Annotated in this window: 26 protein-coding genes; 13 read left to right on the plus strand and 13 right to left on the minus strand. The window is 40.5% G+C overall.

Annotation, left to right across the window (positions count from 1 at the left end; genetic code table 11):
- Nucleotides 1–28: 28 nt before the first annotated feature.
- The gene (locus B9A58_RS13930; RefSeq protein WP_084373484.1) at nt 29–1,111 is read left to right on the plus strand and encodes a metallophosphoesterase; all 1,083 of its coding nucleotides are present in this window, start codon (nt 29–31) and stop codon (nt 1,109–1,111) included.
- Between the two features lie 9 nt (nt 1,112–1,120).
- Here the strand turns inward: B9A58_RS13930 and B9A58_RS13935 are convergent, their stop codons facing one another.
- Both B9A58_RS13935 and B9A58_RS13940 read right to left on the minus strand, forming a co-directional pair.
- Nucleotides 1,121–1,873: an MBL fold metallo-hydrolase gene (locus B9A58_RS13935; protein WP_084373485.1), complete on the minus strand. Its 753-nt coding sequence runs from the start codon at nt 1,871–1,873 to the stop codon at nt 1,121–1,123.
- Between the two features lie 71 nt (nt 1,874–1,944).
- Nucleotides 1,945–3,012, minus strand: a complete 1,068-nt coding sequence (locus B9A58_RS13940; protein WP_084373486.1) for a PA0069 family radical SAM protein — start codon at nt 3,010–3,012, stop codon at nt 1,945–1,947.
- Between the two features lie 175 nt (nt 3,013–3,187).
- On the opposite strand from B9A58_RS13940, the gene B9A58_RS13945 reads away from it, so the two are divergent.
- The 7 genes from B9A58_RS13945 to B9A58_RS20400 all read left to right on the plus strand — a co-directional run bounded on the left by B9A58_RS13945 (nt 3,188) and on the right by B9A58_RS20400 (nt 7,031).
- The gene (locus B9A58_RS13945) at nt 3,188–3,541 is read left to right on the plus strand and encodes a hypothetical protein (protein WP_139793898.1); all 354 of its coding nucleotides are present in this window, start codon (nt 3,188–3,190) and stop codon (nt 3,539–3,541) included.
- Between the two features lie 380 nt (nt 3,542–3,921).
- Nucleotides 3,922–4,497 (plus strand): Crp/Fnr family transcriptional regulator, encoded by a 576-nt coding sequence (locus tag B9A58_RS13950; RefSeq protein WP_245827089.1) that lies wholly within the window; start codon nt 3,922–3,924, stop codon nt 4,495–4,497.
- 97 nt (nt 4,498–4,594) lie between these two features.
- Complete coding sequence (locus B9A58_RS13955; RefSeq protein WP_139793899.1) at nt 4,595–5,005, plus strand: hypothetical protein; 411 nt, start codon at nt 4,595–4,597, stop codon at nt 5,003–5,005.
- A gap of 13 nt (nt 5,006–5,018) precedes the next feature.
- A complete protein-coding gene (locus B9A58_RS13960) occupies nt 5,019–5,624 on the plus strand; it encodes an START domain-containing protein (RefSeq protein ID WP_084373489.1) in 606 nt (201 codons plus the stop codon).
- Nucleotides 5,625–5,736: 112 nt separating this feature from the next.
- The gene (locus B9A58_RS13965; protein WP_084373490.1) at nt 5,737–6,456 is read left to right on the plus strand and encodes an ABC transporter permease; all 720 of its coding nucleotides are present in this window, start codon (nt 5,737–5,739) and stop codon (nt 6,454–6,456) included.
- Nucleotides 6,457–6,505: 49 nt separating this feature from the next.
- A complete protein-coding gene (locus B9A58_RS13970) occupies nt 6,506–6,781 on the plus strand; it encodes a hypothetical protein (RefSeq protein ID WP_084373491.1) in 276 nt (91 codons plus the stop codon).
- A gap of 88 nt (nt 6,782–6,869) precedes the next feature.
- On the plus strand, nt 6,870–7,031 hold the full coding sequence (locus B9A58_RS20400) for a hypothetical protein (RefSeq protein ID WP_176214790.1): 162 nt from the start codon (nt 6,870–6,872) through the stop codon (nt 7,029–7,031).
- Nucleotides 7,032–7,082: 51 nt separating this feature from the next.
- On the opposite strand, the gene B9A58_RS13975 is transcribed toward B9A58_RS20400, so the two are convergent.
- From B9A58_RS13975 to pyrF, 5 genes are all read right to left on the minus strand, one after another.
- The gene (locus B9A58_RS13975) at nt 7,083–9,305 is read right to left on the minus strand and encodes an APC family permease (RefSeq protein ID WP_084373492.1); all 2,223 of its coding nucleotides are present in this window, start codon (nt 9,303–9,305) and stop codon (nt 7,083–7,085) included.
- 3 nt (nt 9,306–9,308) lie between these two features.
- Entirely contained in the window at nt 9,309–12,035 is a 2,727-nt protein-coding gene (locus B9A58_RS13980; RefSeq protein ID WP_139793900.1) for a hypothetical protein, read from the minus strand.
- Nucleotides 12,036–12,237: 202 nt separating this feature from the next.
- On the minus strand, nt 12,238–13,380 hold the full coding sequence (locus tag B9A58_RS13985) for a THUMP domain-containing class I SAM-dependent RNA methyltransferase (RefSeq protein WP_084373494.1): 1,143 nt from the start codon (nt 13,378–13,380) through the stop codon (nt 12,238–12,240).
- Nucleotides 13,381–13,488: 108 nt separating this feature from the next.
- Entirely contained in the window at nt 13,489–14,850 is a 1,362-nt protein-coding gene (locus B9A58_RS13990) for a dipeptidase (RefSeq protein WP_084373495.1), read from the minus strand.
- 27 nt (nt 14,851–14,877) lie between these two features.
- Nucleotides 14,878–15,678 (minus strand): orotidine-5'-phosphate decarboxylase, encoded by an 801-nt coding sequence (gene pyrF / locus B9A58_RS13995; protein WP_084373496.1) that lies wholly within the window; start codon nt 15,676–15,678, stop codon nt 14,878–14,880.
- Nucleotides 15,679–15,808: 130 nt separating this feature from the next.
- On the opposite strand from pyrF, the gene B9A58_RS14000 reads away from it, so the two are divergent.
- The 3 genes from B9A58_RS14000 to B9A58_RS14010 are packed head-to-tail and all read left to right on the plus strand — an operon-like array spanning nt 15,809 to nt 17,352.
- Nucleotides 15,809–16,108, plus strand: a complete 300-nt coding sequence (locus B9A58_RS14000) for a hypothetical protein (RefSeq protein ID WP_084373497.1) — start codon at nt 15,809–15,811, stop codon at nt 16,106–16,108.
- Nucleotides 16,093–16,371 (plus strand): type II toxin-antitoxin system RelE/ParE family toxin, encoded by a 279-nt coding sequence (locus B9A58_RS14005; protein ID WP_084373498.1) that lies wholly within the window; start codon nt 16,093–16,095, stop codon nt 16,369–16,371. The genes B9A58_RS14000 and B9A58_RS14005 overlap by 16 nt, the downstream gene beginning before the upstream one ends.
- Nucleotides 16,372–16,380: 9 nt before the next feature.
- On the plus strand, nt 16,381–17,352 hold the full coding sequence (locus B9A58_RS14010; protein WP_084373499.1) for a radical SAM protein: 972 nt from the start codon (nt 16,381–16,383) through the stop codon (nt 17,350–17,352).
- A gap of 6 nt (nt 17,353–17,358) precedes the next feature.
- Here the strand turns inward: B9A58_RS14010 and B9A58_RS14015 are convergent, their stop codons facing one another.
- From B9A58_RS14015 to B9A58_RS14025, 3 genes are read right to left on the minus strand one after another with little or no spacing between them, the layout of a single operon-like run.
- Complete coding sequence (locus B9A58_RS14015; protein ID WP_084373500.1) at nt 17,359–17,901, minus strand: hypothetical protein; 543 nt, start codon at nt 17,899–17,901, stop codon at nt 17,359–17,361.
- Nucleotides 17,902–17,945: 44 nt separating this feature from the next.
- Entirely contained in the window at nt 17,946–18,353 is a 408-nt protein-coding gene (locus B9A58_RS14020; protein WP_084373501.1) for a hypothetical protein, read from the minus strand.
- Nucleotides 18,354–18,389: 36 nt separating this feature from the next.
- Nucleotides 18,390–18,806, minus strand: coding sequence for a VOC family protein (locus tag B9A58_RS14025; RefSeq protein WP_084373502.1), 417 nt, complete (start codon nt 18,804–18,806; stop codon nt 18,390–18,392).
- A gap of 216 nt (nt 18,807–19,022) precedes the next feature.
- On the opposite strand from B9A58_RS14025, the gene nqrF reads away from it, so the two are divergent.
- Both nqrF and B9A58_RS14035 read left to right on the plus strand, forming a co-directional pair.
- The gene (gene nqrF, locus B9A58_RS14030) at nt 19,023–20,327 is read left to right on the plus strand and encodes an NADH:ubiquinone reductase (Na(+)-transporting) subunit F (RefSeq protein WP_084373503.1); all 1,305 of its coding nucleotides are present in this window, start codon (nt 19,023–19,025) and stop codon (nt 20,325–20,327) included.
- A 179-nt stretch (nt 20,328–20,506) separates the two neighbouring features.
- Nucleotides 20,507–21,661, plus strand: a complete 1,155-nt coding sequence (locus tag B9A58_RS14035) for a formimidoylglutamase (RefSeq protein ID WP_084373504.1) — start codon at nt 20,507–20,509, stop codon at nt 21,659–21,661.
- On the opposite strand, the gene B9A58_RS14040 is transcribed toward B9A58_RS14035, so the two are convergent.
- From B9A58_RS14040 to B9A58_RS14050, 3 genes are all read right to left on the minus strand, one after another.
- On the minus strand, nt 21,658–21,843 hold the full coding sequence (locus tag B9A58_RS14040; protein ID WP_084373505.1) for a PspC domain-containing protein: 186 nt from the start codon (nt 21,841–21,843) through the stop codon (nt 21,658–21,660). The two genes, B9A58_RS14035 and B9A58_RS14040, sit on opposite strands and share 4 nt — an antisense overlap.
- A gap of 74 nt (nt 21,844–21,917) precedes the next feature.
- On the minus strand, nt 21,918–22,118 hold the full coding sequence (locus B9A58_RS14045) for a hypothetical protein (protein WP_084373506.1): 201 nt from the start codon (nt 22,116–22,118) through the stop codon (nt 21,918–21,920).
- A 181-nt stretch (nt 22,119–22,299) separates the two neighbouring features.
- The gene (locus tag B9A58_RS14050) at nt 22,300–22,656 is read right to left on the minus strand and encodes a hypothetical protein (RefSeq protein ID WP_084373507.1); all 357 of its coding nucleotides are present in this window, start codon (nt 22,654–22,656) and stop codon (nt 22,300–22,302) included.
- Between the last annotated feature and the right edge of the window lie 70 nt (nt 22,657–22,726).

The following is a 22,726-nucleotide window of genomic DNA, read 5'->3' on the forward strand; positions in this document are numbered from 1 at the left end:
ATTGAATAAGTAATGGATATATTTATCTATGAAAAAATTGTTCGCCCTGCTCTTGATGAGCAGTTTTTTAGTTATGTATGGAGCATTTGTATCAGAAAGACCCTTTAATGATGGACCCTATGTTTTTGAACAGGGCAAGAAAAGACTTGTGAAATGGGTGGAACATGGAGTAGTTAAAAAGAAAACCCTTTCATCCCAAAATTACGACAAGTTTAAAAGTGAGGATGCAAGGTATTTCAATCCAAAATATTTATTTACTGATTATAAAAATGAGGCAGCGAAAACCTTCGATTTCTCAGGCGTTAAAAAAATAGCAGCGCTAAGTGATATCCATGGCCAGTATGATTTGTTCATTAAAATCCTTAAAAACAATGGCGTCATAGATGACCAAAATCAATGGGTTTTTGGTGATGGCCATTTTGTGATTGTGGGAGACGTTTTTGATCGAGGGGACAAGGTGCAGGAATGTCTTTGGTTTATTTATCAGCTGGAGCAGCAGGCCGAGAAATCTGGCGGAAAGGTTCATTATTTGCTTGGTAATCATGAGGTCATGGTATTGACAGGGGATCTGAGATACATTCATGACAAATATCGCCAAACGGAGCAGTTGCTTCAGATGCCTTATTGGCAAATTTTTGGTTCTGAATCCGTACTTGGAGCTTGGCTCAGAACCAAACCAGTCACCATGAGTATTAATGATATTCAGTTTGTTCATGGGGGCCTTTCTCCTGCCTTGGCAATGAGCAAGATCAGCGTTGCTGAGATTAACAGTACATTTAGCAATCAGATCATAGACGCAATGCCAGAAGATTCGATTTTTAAAGACCCCAAGGTCAAATTGCTAGATGGGTCTCAGGGTCCTATTTGGTACAGAGGATATTTTAGGGATTCTACTTTCACGGAGTCAAAGCTGGATGGGGTGCTCGATTATTTTGATAAAAACCATGTTGTTGTTGGACATACTTCTCAGTATCGTGTAGCATCTGACTTTAGCAATAAGGTCATTCTTGTGGATTCCAGTATCAAGGTAGGTGAGGCGGGTGAAATTCTCCTTGTTGAAAATGGAGAATTTTTTGTTGGTAATATGGACGGAGTTAGGCGAAAGCTTTAATTCACCTGATCATTCAGGATACCAATTGACCAATCTTACTTCTGTTTGGTCAGAGCTTACGTGAATCAATCGTCTGAAAGTTTCCACATCACTAAATCCACCTTTTCCTCTATAGTGGAAGGGGTAGACTACTTTGGGTGTGAACTCTAATACGGCATCAGCAGCCGCCTCTACAGTCATTGTGTAAGGTAAATTCATACAGACGAAGGCAACATCAATTTTTTTCAAAGCTCTCATTTCCATAATATCTTCAGTGTCTCCAGATATATAGATGCGTTTGCCACCAATAGTTAATACATAGCCATTGCCTCTTCCCTTTGGATGTCTAGACGTTGAGTCTTCTGGGAGATTGTACATAGGCACGGCTTCTATTGTGATGTTTTGAAGTGTCATGTTTTTACCATTGGCCAGAGGAGTAAGTTTTGTGAACTCTGGGGTCAATTTTTCAACTACAGCTTGTGGAGCTATGATTTGGGTGGATTGTGCTTCCAATTGCTGCAAGGTCTCTGTGTTCATGTGATCGCCATGTATGTCAGTGATCAATATGGCGCTGGGTGCTGCAAGTCCTTCAAATCCTTTTTTGCCACCATAAGGATCCACATAGATCATCATGTCCTGATACTCAATAGCCATGGTGGCATGAAGGATAGGGTAGATTTTAATTTCACCTTCAGACGCTGAGATGATTTCTGGTGTTGAGGATTGGCAAAATGCTGGCTGAATAAAAATGGATAGGAGGATAGTACAGATGAGATGCTTCATGAAACGTAATTTACTGGTGTGCCTACAATTTAACTTTTTCAATCAATTTGAAAAAGCTCCAGATGAAATCATTAAAACAATTCCATCTGTTTATCATCCTTTATTCTTCTAAATAGACTTAAGTCATAAGGGTGTTTTTCAAGTCCTAGTTTGTATTTGCGCTTGGCTAAGGCAAACATCTGATGAATTTGGTTCGACAATTCTCCTTCTCCCCTCATCCTGGTTTTGAAACGACTGTCATTGAGCGAACCACCATGTAATTCTTTGATCTGATTCAGTACTTTTTCGGCTCGGTCAGGAAAATTCTTTTCTATCCAGTCGCTAAATATTTCTGGAATAATGCCATTGAGTCTCACAATGGTATAAGCCAAATCTGTGGCTCCGTTTTCAGCTATTTTTTCTGCCAGTTTCATGATCTCCATACTGTTGATGGACGGAATGATTGGAGCCATCATGACCATGGTAGGTATACCAGCCTCAGACAAACTCCGAATGGCATTGAGGCGAACACCTACCGCACTGGTTCTAGGTTCTAACAGACTCCTGGTTTTGTCCTTCAGAGATGTCAAGGATATGACCACCTTGGCTAATTTCATTTTGGCCAATTCACTGAGGAGATCAATATCTCTGACCACCATGGCATTTTTGGTAATAACGCCTACAGGGTGTCTATATTTCAGACAGACTTCAAGGATGGATCGTGTGATTTTTAGTTCGCGTTCTATAGGCTGATAGCAATCCGTATTCCCAGACAACATAATGGGTACAGGTTTCCATGTTTTGGATTTAAACTTTTCTTTGAGCAACTCAGCAGCGTTTTCCTTGATTAGAATTTTGGTTTCGAAATCTGTGCCGGCACTGTAGCCCCAGTATTCATGAGAGTTGCGAGCATAGCAATAAATGCATCCATGTTCACAGCCCTGATAAGGATTGAGCGAATATGAAAATCCAATGTCAGGGCTATCTACTTTGTTTACAATGGTTTTGGGGTGGACAGTGATGTATTCTGTTTTGGGTTTTCGTTCTTTTTCCCCAGCTTGATAGAGGTGTTGCAAAAAGGATAAATCCTTTTCGTAGCTGTGTTCTAAAAAACGATTGTCAGGGTTGATTTGAGCACCCCTGCCTTTGATATAGTCCATGAATAAATAGTATAAAAGAGTCCTGAAAACGAGCCTACTAAATTACTAAAATAATTAGTAATTTAGTCTTTTAGACCCGTGATTTTCTTTAGGCAAAAGCATGGAAAGCTTTTGGAGAAACACTTTGCCGAACAACCAAAATTCATCATATTGCTCAATTAAATTTTTTTACAAAATGGCAGGATACAGTCTCATCAATCACAAAGGAAAAGAAATACTTTACGTCGACTACACGGGTATGGGCAAGGATGAAATTCTGAAGGTTATGGATGATGCTACAGCTTATGCTTTAGAGTTGAACAGACCAATGCTTAGGCTATCCAATATGACAGACGTTTTTGCGGTAAAGGAAGTAGTAGAGAAGGCCAAGGAGAGTGGGAAAACCACCAATCACTTGACCATTAAAAGAGCTGCTGTAGGTATCACTGGAGCAAAAAAAGTACTTTTCAATGCCTTCAACAGATTCTCAGGCAACAACACCAGAGCCTTCGATTCTGTAGATGACGCGAAGGATTGGTTGGTGATATAGTTTGTGACCATAACATCAAGACTTCATTTTTTTTGCTTTTATTCATTTGAATCAATGGTTGTTCCACTGAACGAACTAATGAAATCGCAGGAGTGTGGGATGCAACGAACCGTATTAGGTATCTATTTGATACTATTAGTTTGGAAATAAACTTTGATCCTTTTATTGAGAAAACAACAGTTAAAACATATTCAGGGATTATGGGTGCTAGTAGCTTCTAAACTCAATATGAGGATGACAGGCACTAGCATCCATAAGCCTGATGAGCTGTTTGCAAAGAGTATTTGAATCAGATACTTTTATAGATATTATAAAGTCTAGCTTAGAGACAATAGTTGGCATCATCTGCTAGTTACAGCCAGGTTAAATGCTCTCAATATATGATGGAAAATATAATTTCATTCTTCAATAATATTATTCCCCTTTCTGAAAAGACCTTAGGTTTGATGAGTAAGGTTTTTATTTCTGCAGAATTGAAGAAAGGAGAATATTTTATTAGAAAAGGGCAATTTGCAAAAGAAATAGCTTTTTTGGAAGCTGGTATTGTAAGAGCTTATTATATCAACAATGAAGGAAAGGAATATAACAAAACCTTTTTTTCTGCTCCAGCTATTATTGGTTCATACGCCTCGCTCATCAGCAAGAGTAAGAACGCCGTGGCTCAACAGGCGCTAACAGATTGTAAAATCTGGAAAGCTTCCTTCCATGAAATTGAAAAATTGTCAGAAGGAAATTTTGAGATAGAAAGGTTGAGAAGAATTATTGCCGAAAATTACTTTTTGAGTAATGAAAAGAAAGAAATTGAAATGGCATTGTTGGACGCTGAGGAGCGTTATTTGATCCTTCAAGAGGAATATCCAGGAATAGAACTCAAAATACCACAATACCACATTGCCTACTATCTGGGAATCAGTGCCACGCAACTCAGCCGGATAAGAAACAAAATGTCACGTTAATCGACATTTCTTTACCTATGTAAATGCATAGGGTTTTCAAATAAAATTTCTTTGCCATGGAATGATTTCTATCTGGTAGCAAACAAATTTTATGATTATGAAAAATACAGCAATCACTTTCTTCAGAGTTCTTTTTATCCTATCCGCCCTGTGGAATCTTATTGGAGCAATTTTTGGCTATTTTAATACAGCCTATACCTTCAATGGTTTATTCAATAGACAGCTCACAGACCCACTTTATTACGCTATCTATCAAGGTGCCTGGGGTACCACACTGGTATATTTTATTGGGTATTCCATAGTTGCCTATAATCCTTTGAAACATACTGGAATTGTGATCGTTGGGGGGATTGGCAAAATTGGCTTTGCCATTTCATTGTTGAAATTTTATTTGTCAGGGATAGCTGGATCAGTTGTTCTAATAGTGATCATTGGTGATTTTATATTTGTCCTGCTCTTCTTATACTACTTTATAAAGTTGTTCATGGCAAAACAAAGCATTGTCTAATCTGCAAAAAAGGATGAATTATAGGCGCGTAGCACTGTTCTTGAATCTACTGACCTTCCCGCTATTTCAATCTTTTTCTCAAACGTCATGGGAAATTGAAAAAGACAAAGATGGAATAAAGGTTTATACCAAAGTGGAAAAAGACTCAGGATTCAAGTCTTTCAAAGCTCAGATGCAGGTCAGTGCTTCCGTGCCTGAAATACTGGAAATATTAACTGATGTAGATGGTTATGCTAGATGGTATGGCTTCACCAAAGCAGCAAAACTCCTCAAGCAAAAAGAGGAGGTACAGTACAATTATGTAGAAACCATATTTCCATGGCCTTATAGCAATAGAGATATGGTTTATCGAATGTCAATTCATACAACAGAACATGGCGCGGTAAAAATATCACTGGAAGGAATCCCAGATTATATACCAGAGAAAAAGGGCATCGTGAGGATGAAAAAGGCAGAAGGGTACATGCTGTTGCAGCCATCTGATGACAAAACAGAAGTAATTTACATATTTCATTCAGAACCAGGTGATCAGGTTCCAGCCTGGCTGGCCAACAAGTCTATCGCCGAGTTGCCCTTCAAGACGCTAATTGGACTTAGGGAAATGCTGGGTGGAGATTGAGCTGTATTAGAAACATTCCCTCAGTGTCGTGAGGCTTTTTCACATGGACAGGTTTGGTTTGAGTTTCTTAGGGTATCTTATCTTTGTTTCAACTAATTGACGCAACAGTCCCATGGACAACTCCCTTCAAATCATTTCCATTCCTAATCTGCTGGTGGCTTTTGTACCTGTAGTGGCTGTGTTGTTTGTATTGTGGAAATGGCAGCAGGGTATCCATACCTCACTCTGGGCAGTAGTGCGTATGGTCATCCAGCTGGTGATGGTGGGCTATGTACTCACCTACATTTTCGAGTCTGACAATGCATGGATTGTGATTGGGGTGCTGGCGGTCATGTTGTTCTCTTCAAGCTGGATCGCGCTACGAACATTGAGTGATCGGAGGAGCGAGTTGTTGATGAAAGCACTGGTGGCGATTGTTGTTGGTGGAGTGCTTGTTTTGTTGCTTATTTCACAGGGTGTATTGATGCTAGACCCGTGGTATATGCCACAGTATCTGATCCCTTTGGCTGGAATGATATTCGCTAATGCAATGAACTGTGTGAGTTTGGCTGGGGAGCGACTGACTGCAGAGTTGGATAGAGGAGTGGACTACACTGAGGCCAGAAATACGGCACTTCAAGCTGCCTTGATTCCTATTACTAATGCTCTGTTTGCGGTAGGGCTGGTTTCTCTACCAGGTATGATGACGGGGCAGATATTGTCTGGTGTTTCTCCTTTGATTGCAGTGCGCTATCAGATCATGGTGATGTGCATGGCTTTTGGTTCAGCGGGCATTTCAGTGGCACTTTTTCTGATTTTAGTAAGAGCCAATTTTGTCAAAGCAGGAGAATAGATCGCGAATTTAAGATGACAAATCCACCGTTTCGGCTTATCATTGCCACATGATTCAGTTATTTCAAACATTTGTCATACAAACCATCATCTATTTAACCAATGCCTGGTTGGTCTATAATATGGCTTGGAAGTACCAGTCTGATCACGAACAATCGGCTTTATTCCTTTGGGTGGCTATCCCGGTTTTGGGTCTGATCAATTACTTTTTGGCGCGAGTAATGAAAGAAGATGACCCAAGAATGGGTCGACATTTCATACACAGTGCCATTGTTATTTTGCTGATTTGGCTTCCTCTCATTTACTTCCTTCCATCCTATTCATAAGGACAGCATTTCTGCTATAGTAGGGTATTATTTGTTTTGATCTTTTTACAGTCAGAGAAAAGTTTTAAATCAAATAAATACTAGTACCATGTCTACTACAAATTCAAACCCTTCAGTAGAAAATTTAATTACAGAAGCAACAGATATTGCAAACCAGAAAATAGAAAAAAACGACGATCGTTTTTATATAGGATTGACCAGTCTTGCCCTATTAGGACTAGTGACTCTATTGGTTTTAGCATTAGCTTGACCCCCTAAATAGACTAAAATATTTAGCAGCCATACGCTATTGCACAAGGAGTTATTTGATTTCCTTGGACTTTGTACTATTTACAAAAAGTACATCACCAATGGAGTCATAGCCCTGGAAGATTTCTTCGCCTAGTTGCTTGACGGCCTCAGAACGGAACCCCAATATAGTCAAGTCAGCATCCTTCGAGTGCGCATTGATAATCTGGCGGTTGTCTACACCTTCTGACCTTTCAATAATTCGGACGTTGTTAGCCGAAATAGGAAGTCTTCCAGTTTTTATAAGTTGCAGCAGTTCTTCTTTTTGCTCTTCTAATTCTTCGTCATGCACGATGGCTGATATTTTGATTTCAGCTTTTTTCCATTGCGGGTGACCTAAAATTACGAAGCCCAATAAGATCATTAAGTTGGCATTGTTGTAGTCTGATGGTTTGATCCAGATGTGAATTTCAGCTTTGGACTCAAGGCCTCGATCACTGCTAGCCAATATACAAGTGTCAAACCCAGAGGCCCTCACCATGGGATAATTACTCATTATGTCCTCAATTCCCTCAGTTTGATGTTTTGAGAATTCAAACAGCATCATATTAATATCCTTGCCCGAAACACTCGGCAGCTGAAGTGCCTGAGCTACTGCCGTGGTATATGAAGGCGAAACCATGGTGTCCACATACACATTGCTCTCAGAAATGTCTGCCACGCGAATCAGTCTTGCCAATTCCTCCTTGGACTCTAAATTGGTTTCGTTAGAATAATAACCTTTGATATAGTGTAGATAGGTGCCAAAACCATAACGATGTGAGATCCAACTCATCATTTCAAATGCTGTTGGCCGTTCGAAAGAAGAACCTGAAATACAAATCACAGAAGGTCGCCAGTTGTCATCGTCTTTGTCTGCTTTCTGAATAAATACTTGAATCTGTCGTATCAATTGAAAGATCACTCCTTGGAAAATATTGGCCATCCCTGCCTTATCTTCATTGAATTTGGAAAGACCAAAATAGATCAAAATCATAATCGTAATAGAAGCAACTGCGTAGGCAGCATCCATTTTGAAAATTAAAAAGAGACACATGATTGCTCCCAGTAGTGAGATGTACCACTTGGATCTAAAGGCAGGTCGGTAAGATGGGTCAGCGGCAAAATGCTGAAAAAATGATATTGTACAAATAGCGCCATAGGTCACCATAAAGAACATAGAAATCACTTTCGCTACAGTGTCTATACTTCCAAGACTCACAAAGAACAGCGCCAATCCGACCGTAACCACGGTGGCATTCACAGGTTCATTGGTATTGGCCTTGCCTCTGGATAGAAAAATATTGATGGCTTGAGTTGGGAATATATTGTCTGCAGCAAGTGCTTGCAATGTTCTAGGGGCTACCATAATGGAACCTAAGGCAGAGGAGATCGTGGCGGCCGCCAGACCTATGGGGATGATTGGTCCCCAAAGCGCGATTTTAGACATGATCAGTTGATCATTGACTAAGTCATCAGGGCTAGCGTTTACGGCCAGCTTGTATCCAATGAAAACGTAAATAACCATGCCTATCAAAGTGGCGGACAGTGTTCCCCAAGGGATAGATTTTTTGGGGTCTTTTAAATCTCCTGACAACCCAACACCCGCAGTCATGCCAGTAAAGGCAGGGAAGATAATGGCAAAGACAATAAAGAAATCCTGACTTTCAGTCACTCTGGCCATGATATCGAATTTTTCTAAACTTGCATTGTAATCCGTACTTCCCAGAAAGAAGAAAGTCAGTGACACGAACAAGGTTGCTACCACAATGTACAAGGCTTTCATGCCCAGGTCTGCCCCTTTGGTGAGCATCAAAATACTCAGCAGAAGTACAGCTGGAATGGTAATCCAGCGTTTGTCTCCAATGCCTAAGTTGTAGACTTCATTGACCCACGCGATGACCGGATCAAAGGCTTCTCCAAAGGCGATCACATAAAAAGCCACACTGATGGCTTGAGAGAGATACAAAGCAATTCCTATAGAGGCGCCTATGTTGATGCCAAATGACCTCGAAATGATGTAGTATTCTCCACCACCTTCTACTTTTTGATTGGTAGCAATTTCCGCAATCGACATGGCAGTAGGGATAGTCACCATGTGACCAATAATTACTATAGCGACTGTACCTAAGAAGCCGACACTTCCCACAGCAAATCCAAAACGTAGGAACATGACTGCTCCCAGTATGGTTGAGATGGCCGTCAGGAAAACTGGCAAAGTACCAAAATTTGCCTTTTTGGATATCAGGTCGTTCATAGGTTATTTTTTCAAAGACACAATATTGAGTTGGTTGCCAATACTGCAATATAGATCAAATTGGCCTTTGCTCTCCTGAAATAATACAGCCAGCTCGTGCCCCACTTCCAAAGGAGATTCATGCAGCAACCTACCATCTTGATTGTACAGATACCCCAGTCTCTTTTCTTGATCAATGACAATGATCAGCTGGTTGTCAATTCCGAAATAGTAGTATTGAAAAATTAATTTTTTCGCATTTATTTCAACCTTGAATTGCTCGACTAGTGCTTCATTGAATACAGTCAGCTCGTTTTCATTTTTCTTGATAACAATGAATTCTTTTTCAGTACCTGAATTCACCAGATGGAAGCTCGCTTGATCGTTTTCTCTTACCAGCTGCCCTCTATTCGTTACCACTCCAGCTAAATTAAACGATACCAATTCACCTAAATCTGTCAACGCTGAGATTTCAGTATTGGCTGGCTTACTTCCTTTACTGATAAAATAATCTTGGGAGATCTTTCCTTTTAGGTCAATTGGAAAACCATCCCTGACATCTCCTCGTCTGGTTAAATTTTGGAAAATGCCATTTTGCTGAACCAGTAGCATATAGTCGTTTTTCTGTACACGCACGTGTCTGCCAAGTGTAGCCGGGCTACTTCCCATTTTCTTAGGATTCCAACCGTCAAGCAATTTGCCAGCTTTGTTGTATAGGTAGTAGTTTCCCTTGCTGTCGGCCACCATGATGCGGTAGTTTCTAGACTTGTCGTAGTCTATGAGAGACAGTTCACGGATCTTGTTGTCAGACTTGAGTGTCAATGGATAACCTGGAATATAAGTACCATTTCTATCGATCATGTGTATTGTTTTGTCCAGAGCAAACAAATATTGGAGCTTTCCATTTTTGTAATAATCCACCTGATAGATCTTGCTTTTCAATTTTCCTTTCAACGGAATTTGACGGACAGGTTTGAGATTGACATCCAAAAGGTGCAAGGTGAAGGCCTCATCTTGCACCATCATTTCGAGTGTACGGTCGTTGTGATTGCGTACGGCAAATGGCTTGGAAATTAGATTGTTGGCAAAACCCTGAAGCTTTTGAATTTCAAATGACTGTGGTTTGATTTGCTTGATCAAGTCGCCAGGATGCTGAAGTAACAAACTGGTATAATACTCCCCATCCACATGAGTAAACTGAACTGCTCCATATTCGATTTGTGAAAGAATGGTTTTGTTCTCCTCCAGATATTCGGCCCAGTTGTCATTAAGTACTTTGCCTACCAGATTGAGTGCTCCACTAGATTTTACAAACATGCTAAAATTGCCATCCTCATGTGTAGACTCTAAGAATGCATTTGTGCGTACCGAACGTCTCCAAGTATTTTCGTTGTCAATGTCGTCAATCAAAATCTCCAGTACCTGTTGGCTATTGCCAAAATAGACATAGCTCCCATCTATAAAATAGTAAGCAGATGGAAACCCACTGTACATGGATCCAAACAGGCGAGAAGGAATTTCATCAATATTGATATGTTTGATTTGTCGATCGGCATATTGCTCAAGGTATAAGGCGGAGTCGACATTGGCTTTTTGAGCTAGTGATTCAAAAAATTGAGAAGCCAACTCCTGACTTTTGTGCTCTATACAAAAAATCAAATCTGAATGGAATGAACGACTGGATTCCAGTACAAAATATCCCACTTCATTGGCCATGAATTCGTAAAAGTCACGAATGTTAAAATCAAATCGATTTTCGAGTTCTCCAATTTGAGTCAACTGAGCTGGTTCATGCTTTCGCCAATAGTTTTTCAATCCGACATGCCATTGACTCACATCTTCAACTGAAGCGTGCAAAACATAAGACGTACTGGCAGGCACGATATTTTTCATATCAAAGCCAACACCTCGAATACCGTCGAATGCACTTAGGTAATTGATTTTGGACGTGTCATTGACGGCAAAGCCAGACAGATGAATTTTATCATTTTCAATATTCAAATCGAGATACATCAAATGGGTCAGCCATTTTAATGGCGTAGTATCGATTTGTACAGGATCTGCGAAAATTCCAGCTAATTTGTTGAGGTAGTTGGTGTTGATGTAGCACCTGCCAGCGCCAGAATTGCCCTGTGCGACCTTAGCTACCCGCCTTTCTGTTTCCTGATAGGTGTTTACCCTACTATCTGCAATCATGCGTATGGCATCTTCCACCAAAAAAGGAGAGAAGCTGGCGATCAAATAATTTTTGTGAAAAATATAGGTGAGCGTGGTTTTCCCCTTTTTGAATTCAGTAACGATATAGTCCTGATAATTTCTCTCTTTTCGCTCAAAAAGGAGACTGTCTTTTAAATATTGCTGTAATTCACTAAGCAAACTATGCTGCTGAAGTTCTTGAACCTCCAGAATATACAAAGCAGCCAATGACTCATTGGTATTTTGGTGAAAGGAAATCAACAAATGCCCCTGATCCACCACCTTCGAAAACTGATGATTGGTAGCCGAATCCAGTCGACTGATCACTTGCTGAACGGAATCTAACTCAGGTAATGACTTGAGGTTTTTAACAATTTTTCTTTTGTCGTCTGTGCGCCAGAGGTAAGTGAAATCGTTGGGCTCGAATACGAGAATAGAATTGTCTGGTACGAATGACCAAATGGTGATTCTGCTTTGTTTCCAGAGGTGGTAGCCACCCATTGCTGCTCCTGCTAGAAGAGCTCCAATAACGATAACAATTAGTACTTTTTTCAATCTTGCTCTTTTGATGCAAATTATGGAGGGGAGTGTTAGAATGCAAGTGAGCAAGTAGCAATTGTAGATTAAATCGAGTCATCCCTTAGTGCAGTGGAGAGATTCTCTCAATGAATGACAGTTGGCGTAAACATCATACTGACCTTACTACATTTTGTATGAGAGATTTCTACGATCGTACATTCTGATGAATAACACCTACCTATCTCCTGCTCCCTTCATACAACTCATACTCCAACAATCTGCATTCGATTCTGGCATTCATAAATTCAGTACGGGTTTTGGTGCGTAGACCAATAGACTTAGCGAGATTAGAATTGCCAGTGAAGATATAGCCCATCTTGCCGCCACAGGATTGTTTGAAGAAATCCCCTATGTCTTTGTACACGGACTTTAGCATAGACTCTTCACCAAGCCTTTCACCATATTCGGGATTGAGCATCACTATGCCGGGGCCAGTAGGCACAAAAGTTTTCTCGAACGGTACTTTATCGAAATCGATCATCTTTTCTACGCCAGCAGTTCTCGCATTGGCTTGGGCTGCGTCTATGGCATCGCCATTCCAGTCAGTGGCAATGATACTAGATTTGATCCTATCCTTGTATTCAGCTTTCGCTAATGTTTCATTCCAACGTGAAGGGTCGTATCCATCTATGTGCATGAAGCCAAAATTGTCTCTGTGTAGGCCAGGAGGAATACCAGCTGCCATCAGTGCAGCCTCAATGGCCAACGTTCCACTACCACACATGGGATTGATAAAGGCACCTTTGTGGTCGTTCCAGCCAGCTGAGATCAAACATGCTGAAGCCAATGATTCGAGTATGGGTGCTTTGAAAGGCAGCTTCCTGTATCCGTGCTTGGTAATTGTTTCACCAGAGGTGTCAAAATAGACATGCACCTTATTCAAATGCCAAAACATATAAATAACCGTCTGATCCTTTTCATTGCCAGAGTCTGGGCGTGTACCAGTCTCTTCTTGCATTCGATCTACAATGGCATCCTTCAATTTCAGATTAGCAAATCGTCCGTCCCTAATGAAGTCGTTTTTCACATAACTCTGGACAGAGATTTTTGTATTTTTTGGCAAAAGCTTATGCCAAGGGATTTTTTTGGCTTCTTCATACATCTTGTCTGGATGATTGGCTTCAAATGATTTGATCAGCCAAAGTACTCGCGATGCCGTTCGAAGATTTAGGTTCAAATGCATCACTTCTTTCCAACCACCTTCTACTGTCACACCGCTTTTTTCAGCTCGTAAAATTCTATAGCCTAAATCCTGCACTTCTTTTTTTAGAAATGGAGATAGCGAAGGCTGACAGTTGATGACTAGTTTGGATTGACGCACAATGTATGAGTTAAAAGTTAATAGTTAAAAGTGAAAAAGTCGAAGGTGAATTAAAGTAAGGAGCTAAAAATGGATTCTTACTTTAATTCACCCTCGACTTTAATCTCCTTATTTCTCTGCAAAATATTTATAGAACCAAGTGATGGTCTCTATGCCTTTCATGTAATTGAATACACCATAGCTCTCATTGGGAGAATGGATCGCATCTTCATCCAAACCAAAGCCTAGCATCACAGAATCTAATTCTAAAACATCTTGAAACAGGGCCACGATTGGTATACTGCCCCCATCTCTCATTGGGATGGGTTCTTTGCCCCAGGCCTGAACGAATGCTTTGCTGGCCGCTCTAAATCCGTCAGAATCTGTTGGGATTACTGCCGCCTCACCTCCATGGTGGGGAGTTACTTTTACTTTCACGTGTGCTGGGGCAATGCTTTCTATATGATTTTTCACTAATGCTGTAATCTCGTCGCTGTTTTGGTTAGGTACCAATCGGGTAGATATTTTGGCGTAAGCCTTAGAAGGCAATACGGTCTTAGCCCCTTCTCCTGTATAGCCACCCCAGATACCATTGACATCTAAAGTGGGACGGATGCCAATTCTTTCTAAAGTGCTGAATCCATCTTCTCCCTTTACATCAGCTATGTCTAGTTCCTTTTTATATTCTTCTAAATCGAATGGAGCTTTGGCCATGGCTTCTCTTTCGACTGTAGTAAGCTCCAATACTTTATCATAAAACCCTGGAATAGTGATATGCCCTTTGTCATCAATCAGAGAGGAGATCATATCGCAAAGCGTATTGATCGGATTGCCTACTGCACCACCATACATGCCAGAGTGCAAATCTCTATTGGGGCCTACCACTTCCACTTCCAGATAGCTCAGTCCCCTCAAACCAACTGTCATGGAGGGGCAATCGTTGCTGATGATACCTGTGTCTGATATGACAATCACATCAGCCTTCAACTTTTCTTTATTTGCTTTTACAAATTCGCCAAGGTTTTCAGAGCCTACTTCCTCTTCTCCCTCGATCATGAATTTGACATTACATGGCAATTCGTCATTGGCCATCATGGCTTCGAAAGCCTTCACGTGCATGTACATTTGACCCTTATCGTCACAAGCACCACGGGCATAGATTTTGTCATTTTTGATCACAGGCTCGAACGGAGGCGAATCCCACAATTCGTAAGGGTCTGCTGGTTGCACGTCATAGTGTCCATAGACCAATACGGTTGGTAGATGGTCACCTACATGCTTCTCGGCATAAACCACAGGGTGCCCCTTGGTTTCACAGATTTCTGCTTTGTCTACACCAGCAGATTCAAATTTTTCTTTGATAAATTCGGCGGCTCTTCGAACGTCACTATCGAACTTAGAGTCGGCACTTACTGAAGGAATCCTGAGCAAGTCGAACAGTTCATCTAGGAACCTTTGCTTATTAGCTAATATGTAGTCTATTGATTTCATGTGTATCTTTTTTGAGTTGTATTTTATTTATAAAAATGAGGCCATTTCGGTTTGCAATTTACGTGCTTCTTGATGTGCTGCTTCTACAAAGTCTTTGCCCGAAGAGGCATAAATAATTCCTCTGGTAGAGTTAATAAGTAACCCGCATTGATCGTTCATGCCGTTTTCACAAACGGCTTTCAAATCACCACCTTGAGCTCCAACACCAGGCACCAAGAGGAAATGATTTGGAATGATCCTTCGAATGTCTTTCAAATATTCTGGGCGGGTGGCTCCTACCACATACATCATGTTTTGGTCACTCCCCCATCGTGATGAAGTTTCCATTACCTGCTGATAAAGTGGTTTGCCATCAGCCTTCAAAAATTGAAAATCTTTTCCTCCTTCATTGGAAGTCACTCCTAATAAGATGACCCATTTGTCTTTAAATTCTAAAAATGGTTTCACAGAATCTGATCCCATATAAGGCGCTACGGTCACAGAATCAAAATTCATGTTGTCGAAAAAGGCTCTGGCATACAGCGAAGAAGTGTTTCCAATATCACCACGCTTGGCATCTGCTATCGTGAAAATGTCCTTAGGAATGTAATTCACGGTTTTTTCCAAAGAAGCCCAGCCAGCAGCTCCCATGGCTTCGTAGAACGCTATATTGGGTTTGTAGGCCACAGCGAATTCTTTGGTCGCATCAATGATCTGCTTGTTGAATTCGAAGATGGGATCTTCAGTATCTAAAAGGTGAGTTGGGATTTTTTTAATATCAGTATCCAAACCCACGCAGAGAAAGGATTGCTTCTGCTGGATTTGTTCAAATAGCGCCTCTTTTGTCATGCCGCAAAAATAGGTTAAAGCAGAGAATTAACCCTTTGAAGTAACTGGAGATTTGATTAATTCAATTGAATATCCGAATGGATACCAATAGGTTATTTTGTTTCAAATAAAAATCCATAATTTTGACTTAATGGATTCTATTCTTATCAGTCCCAAAACAGACAAGGAGCTTAAGTACGTACTTGAGCTTTTGCATTCGTTGGAGATTGAGGCAAAGAAAATCAGCGAAAAGGATCGCGATGATTTTGAATTGGCTCAATTGCTCAAGAATGTGGATGCCTCTGGTATTGTCAGAGAAGAAACCCAGGCGATTAACCTGACAGACGCTCAGAGAAAATTACTAGAGCTAAGTGAAGAAGAAATGGCAGGTAAGACTGTAGTGCCAGAAAAAGCAATTCAAGTAGAGGAGGACGAATGGCTAAACAAGTAATTTGGACAAATACGGCTCGGGAGGAAAGGCAGAAAATTTTGGAGAAATATTTCAAAAGAGATGGCCACAAAAACGAGTGCAAGAAGTTGGCCTTCTTGATTCGATCCAATGTCAAATTTCTTTCTAACTACAATTTTGCTGGTATAGAATCTAGCTATTCTGGTATGCGAGAAACTACCTGTGGCAGCTGTACGCTTTTCTATAAAATCCGAAATTCTTCACTGACGATTACAGGTATTTTCGAGAATAGATCAAAGAAATAACCGACAGGGATGAGACTGATCAAACATCCCGTCCTCTGCAATTATTATGTGACGTATCGCTGCAATGCCAAATGCAGTTTTTGTGATATATGGGAAAAACCTTCGCCTTATGTGACATTGAAAAATGTGCAAGAAAATCTTCTGGCGTTAAAAAAATTGGGGGTAAAAGTCATCGACTTTACGGGCGGCGAACCACTACTCCATCAGCAGATCGATCAGTTTTGTGCACTGGCTAAAGAGATGGGCTTTATTACCACACTTACCACTAATGCGCTGTTATATCCCAAGTTTGCCGAAAGACTCAAAGGTATGGTGGACATGCTGCACTTCAGTTTGGACACTGCAGACAAAGAAAAACATGATGCCATGAGAGGTGTAGCATGCTTTGATTTTGTAATGGAATCTATTGAAATGGCGAAGTCATTAGGTGAGCGGCCAGATATATTGTTTACTGTATTTGAGGACAACAAAGAAGACATACAAGCCGTCTACGAAAAAATCTGTTTGCCTAATGATTTGATGCTGATTCTCAATCCGGCCTTTGAGTACAATCAGGTGGGAGACAGCTTGTCAAGCAAAACGCTTGATGAATTGGAAAGATGGGGAAAAAAGAAAAATGTATTTCTCAATCAAGCCTTCATTGAACTGAGACGAGATGGTGGCAATCATATCAGTGATCCAGTTTGCAAAGCGGCCAGCACCACACTGGTAATTAGCCCAGAGAACGAACTGGTATTGCCGTGCTATCACTTGGGTGAAAGGTCGTTTCCAATCAATGGAAACTTAGCCTCACTGTATCATTCTACAGATGTCCAAAATCAAATCGCTACTGAAGGCAAATTACAGGCTTGCGAAGGCTGTACGATCAACTGCTACATGCAGCCATCCTTCTCTGTTGAAACCAGTAAATATTTCTGGAAATCTTTGCCAAGTACCTTCAAATACAATTGGGTGAAGGGGACTTGGAGGCAACTGGTTTAAAATAGCTCATTTGTTGAAAGCAAAATTGGTCAGTAGACCGCTTGCTACCTGCTTATTAGATTTGGTGATTTCTATTTTCAAGTCGTACGTTTGATCCATATTTTCAGACCTTATTGGGCATCGTATAAATAAAACTTCCCCTTCTTGGAAGCTAGCCTGATTTATAGATACCCACTCTTGTTCTCGTTGACTATAAACTTCAAAGTGGGTGGTTATATTCAATGTGTTAGAATTAGACGAATCAAAAGATTTGTTTGATAGAATTTCAATTTTTTCGATTTTGTATTTGGGTAGAAATGTAAGTGCTTCCGCCAATAACGAAGAACCAAAGGAAAAAAAAGGCAATTGGCTTTGAGGGTCAATTATAGTACTTACCATAAAGTAGAAATAATCTTCTTCATTGCCGTACGATTTAGACACCTCAAATTCAACCGAAGAGTAGTCATAATAAATAGTACTGCTGCCACAGCCTTCATCATCGCAACTTTCCAAGATTGGAAAAAGAAAAATTAACGAGAAGGTGAGTGTTAGGATGGTTAGCCTTTTCATGATTTTGAATCAATATTTTCCAAATATAACGACAATCTACTTTCTCAGCTACTGCTGATCTGCCAACCCATCCATGCCATTGGCAAATAGGCCATACTCAAGTCCAATACATTGAACCACATTGGACTTGGGAAATCTAAAACCATAGATATCCCTCCATACAGAAACCATACGCCTATGGCCAGGGCAAATTTGAGTTGGTGATTGGCAGCAATCTTGGCTGTAGCAAAAGCACCTGCCAAAGTACCCAACCCATGTGCTAAAAACGGCCCAATGAAATGTTTGGTCTCAAACATGGGCATAAACTCCTTCAGGCTCTCCAGATCCATAGGGTTCATACCTTCTGGAGGAGGTACAAGCGCATGGCCGAGCATAATCAAACCAATATTGACTAAGCTGCCTATGACGATTCCAGCAATAAGTGCCAATATGTTTTTAAGTATTGGATTCATGTTTTGTTGTTTTTGGATACTACAAGATACTGATTTTTACATCGTGGTCTGTCCATCATATTCTTTGGTGAATACTGCATCAATGGGTTCCCAGAGTTCTATCTTATGGCCTTCTGGATCCATGATCCAGGCAAACTTGCCATATTCGTATTCCTCCATCTTGCCCACAATTTCTACACCTTCTTCCTTGAGCACTTTGAGTAGCTCAACCAGATTCTCCACACGATAGTTGATCATGAACTCGTTTTTGGACGGGGCATAATAATTGGTGTCTGCACCCATCGGACTCCATTGTAAATAACCGATTTTCTCAGGATCTGCCCCTTGCCGGAATTCAAACAAAGAACCGTACTGATTAGTGACCAGCCCTAAATGTTTACCATACCATTCTCTTGCTTTTTGTGGGTCTTTACTTTTATAAAATATGCCACCCACGCCTGTTACTCTTTTCATAATTATTGGTTTTGATTTGGTCAAATATAGCCTTAGAAGCCTTTTTCTTGTTCACCCGAAAGTATGATTTAATGGGATTTAGCCCCAAAGCCATTTTTGGTAGAAATAATTGAGATTAGCAGGTATTTAATTGAGGAAGGCACAGGGATTTTTTACTATTTATTCTTTTATATTTGTGCCTGAAAATTGGAGACGGAAAAATTTAATTAAAGAAAGATGTCCTTTATCATATTTACATCAATAGTAGCCTTTACGCTCGTAATCCTTCTATTGGTATTTATCCTGCTTTTTGCACAGTCTAAATTGGTACAATCCGGGGATGTAAACCTTATTATCAATGGTGATTCTGCAAATCCTGTGGTAGCGGCTGCAGGCTCTACTTTGTTGACTACTCTAAGTGCGCAAAAAATATTTTTGCCATCAGCTTGTGGTGGGGGTGGTACTTGTGCCATGTGCAAGTGTACAGTGACAGACGGTGGTGGAGATGTACTACCAACAGAAGTTGGTCACCTAAGCAGAACAGAACAAAAAGAGAATGTTCGTTTGGCTTGTCAGGTAAAAGTGAAGCAAGACATGGATATCGAAATTCCTGAGGAAATCTTTGGTATCAAGAAGTGGGAATGTGAAGTAATTTCCAACTACAACGTAGCCACTTTTATTAAGGCATTTATTGTACGACTTCCAGAAGGTGAGAACTTAGACTTTGAGGCGGGTGGATACATCCAAATTGATGTGCCAAAGGTAGAAGTTGATTTTAAAGACATTGATATTGCGCCAGACCCTAATGATCCAGCTGGGCCAGACAAATTCAAAGAAGACTGGGATAAATTCGGTCTTTGGGATTTGAAAATGAAAAATGACGAGGAGATTTTCAGAGCCTACTCCATGGCCAACCATCCTGCAGAAGGTAATATTGTGATGCTGACTATCAGAATAGCCACTCCACCCTGGGACAGAGCTAAGAACGCTTGGATGGATGTAAATCCTGGTATTTGTTCTTCTTATGTATTCTCTAGGAAGCCAGGCGATAAAGTAACGATCTCTGGGCCTTATGGTGAATTCTTTATCAAAGAAACCCAATCAGAAATGATCTATGTAGGTGGTGGTGCTGGTATGGCACCTATGAGATCGCATCTTTTCCATCTATTTCACACGTTAAAAACTGGTAGAAAAGTAACTTACTGGTATGGTGGCAGGTCTAAGAGAGAATTGTTCTACGAAGAGGATTTTAGACAAATTGAAAAGGAATTCCCTAACTTCCAATTCGAGATTGTATTGTCAGAGCCACTTCCAGAAGACAACTGGACAGAGAAAAAATCGATAGATGACAAAGAGGGAGACGGCTTTTTAGGTTTTGTTCACGATGCCGTAATCAACCATCAGCTGAAAGCACATGAGTCACCAGAGGACATCGAATTCTACTTCTGTGGACCTCCTATGATGAACCAGGCTGTATTGAAGATGTGCGATGATTGGGGCGTACCTGATGAGAACGTCTCATTTGATGATTTCGGCGGATAATTCGAAAGCGATTCAGCAAAAAATAAACAAAAAACCCTGTCGGTATCGTCAGGGTTTTTTTGTGTCAAGTCCGAAATGAACATTTACCTTGTGGGCAAATAGTTGTACAATAAATCCTAAATGTTCATGAAGGATTTATGTAGTTTTGACAAAGACATCACCTTAACAATGCCTGAAGCATGGACTTGAAACTCTATTTCGATCCCGTAGATCAAAGCCTTTCAAATCGTAGATTTTCCACAGACTCCTTTATCCAATCTGTTTATCTCAATGAAGATAAAATGCCAGGTTTGGAACTGATGGACGTGGCTATTGTGGGACTTTTGGAAACACGAGGCAGTACCTCACTTAATCAAACGGGTGTCAAACTAATTAGAGACAGGCTTTATGGACTGAAAAAAGGAGAGGGTTCGTGCAATGTGGTAGACTTGGGAAATCTTAGGAATGGGCCTGATTTGGATGAAACGTATAAGCGCATTCAATCTGTTTGTCATTACCTCATGTCTCAGGATGTTTTACCCATTCTTATTGGAGGATCACATGATTTGGACTTGGGTCAATATCTATCCTATCAGGAAGAGGAGAAAATGGTGAGTATTCTGAATGTGGATTCACGTTTTGATCTCAATGACAAAACAGAATCAGACCCCAACGAAAACCATATTCATAGGATATTCACGCATGAACCTAACTATCTATTTAACTACAGCCAGCTCGCACATCAGTCATATTTAGTAAATGCCTCAGCGACTAAAGTGCTTCAGCAGCTGAGCTTTAACCCGATCAGATTAGGTGCATTGAGAGATGATATCAAAAGAATGGAGCCTTTGATTAGAGAAGCAGATATGTTGAGTTTTGATCTGTCAGCCATTCAATCCATTTATTGCCCTGGAGGCAATCGAAGTGAAATATTTGGACTGACCGGAGAAGAGGCTTGTCAGATTATGTGGTATGCTGGGATGAATGATAAGCTCAGTTCGGTAGGTATCTATGAATACAACCCTGAAAAAGAAACAGCTGAAAACCCAACAGCCATGGTGGTCGCCACTATGCTATGGTACTTTATAGAGGGATTTAAAAACAGAAAAGGAGAGAAAGGCTTCCAAACCAATGACTACATGAAATATGTAGTAGCGATGGATGCAGAGCCAGAATCAATAGTTTTTTATAAGAGTAGATTGTCCGATAAATGGTGGATGGAGGTTCCCAATGCTACACATATTGGGATCTATGATCGACACCACATTGTACCTTGTGATTATTCAGATTACGAAATGGCGACCAAAGGAGAAGTGCCAGAACGCTGGATCAGTACCTATTCAAAAATGACTTAATAATCAGGCATAATCAACCAAAGAATGGCGTAAACCAACATGCCAGGAAAGCCTATTGAGCAGATAGAAAGCACAACATAGGCTATTCTTACCAGCGTAGGATCCAAATCAAAATAGTTGGCAATTCCGCCACATACGCCGGCAAGCATTCGGTCTGATGATCTTGTGAGTCGTCTAGTCATAATCTTGGTGTTTGATTAGTAATTTAAAATGCTTTTAAATATCTGGAATGATACTTCAATATTATTTTGAACTGCTATTTAAGTAAACTCAACAGTTTGAGGTGAAGTTTTCCGGAAGGGTCGAATGTTGGAGTCTGCTCAACGGATTCTTGATTTTCTAAATCAGCCTCAGAATCGAAACCTACTGCACTGGATTGAAACCCAATGACGATAGCCACCAATACACCCAATAAGATCAAGAGTATCTTGGAATATCTGCCATTCAATTTCTTCATTACAGTAGGTTTAAATTCTTGAGTAAAAGTTTGAGTTTTTGACCTTACTCGGATTTTGGCAATACCTGTGCCAAAATTCGCAACTAACTGTAATACAATTAGATATAATAATAATGAGCTAACTTTCGAATATTAGTGTTGCGAATTCGGACACTATCTGGTGTGTTTGTGATCGGTTTGGTCAGCTTTCAATGAGTGCATAAGCCTCTGCTCTGGTGCTCACTTCATAGGCTTGGTAGCCTACTTCTCCACTGGTTCGGTTTAGTTGGATTTTTGTGATAGGGTTTTGGGTGATCCTGATAACTCGGCTCACACCATTATTGATGACATGCGCTTGCGCGCGCTTGATTTCTGCTGCCCCTGCTGGTGAAGCTGGCTTCATTTTGGAAATATCATTAATGATCGTGTAACCATCTTTTAATTTATTGGACTCTGAAATGCACAAATTAACCCCATGCATAAGTTCGTCATCCGTCAGAAAACCTTCGAGATGTAGAATCAAAATATTTCGACTGACGTCCGCTCGGATATCTATCATGATGAAGTTTAGTTTAGCTGTTTGAAAATGAGACTGCTTTTTTGTTTATTCGAAAAAAAAACAGTCTCAT

The organism is Reichenbachiella faecimaris, from assembly GCF_900176375.1.
Taxonomy (GTDB): Bacteria; Bacteroidota; Bacteroidia; order Cytophagales; family Cyclobacteriaceae; genus Reichenbachiella; species Reichenbachiella faecimaris.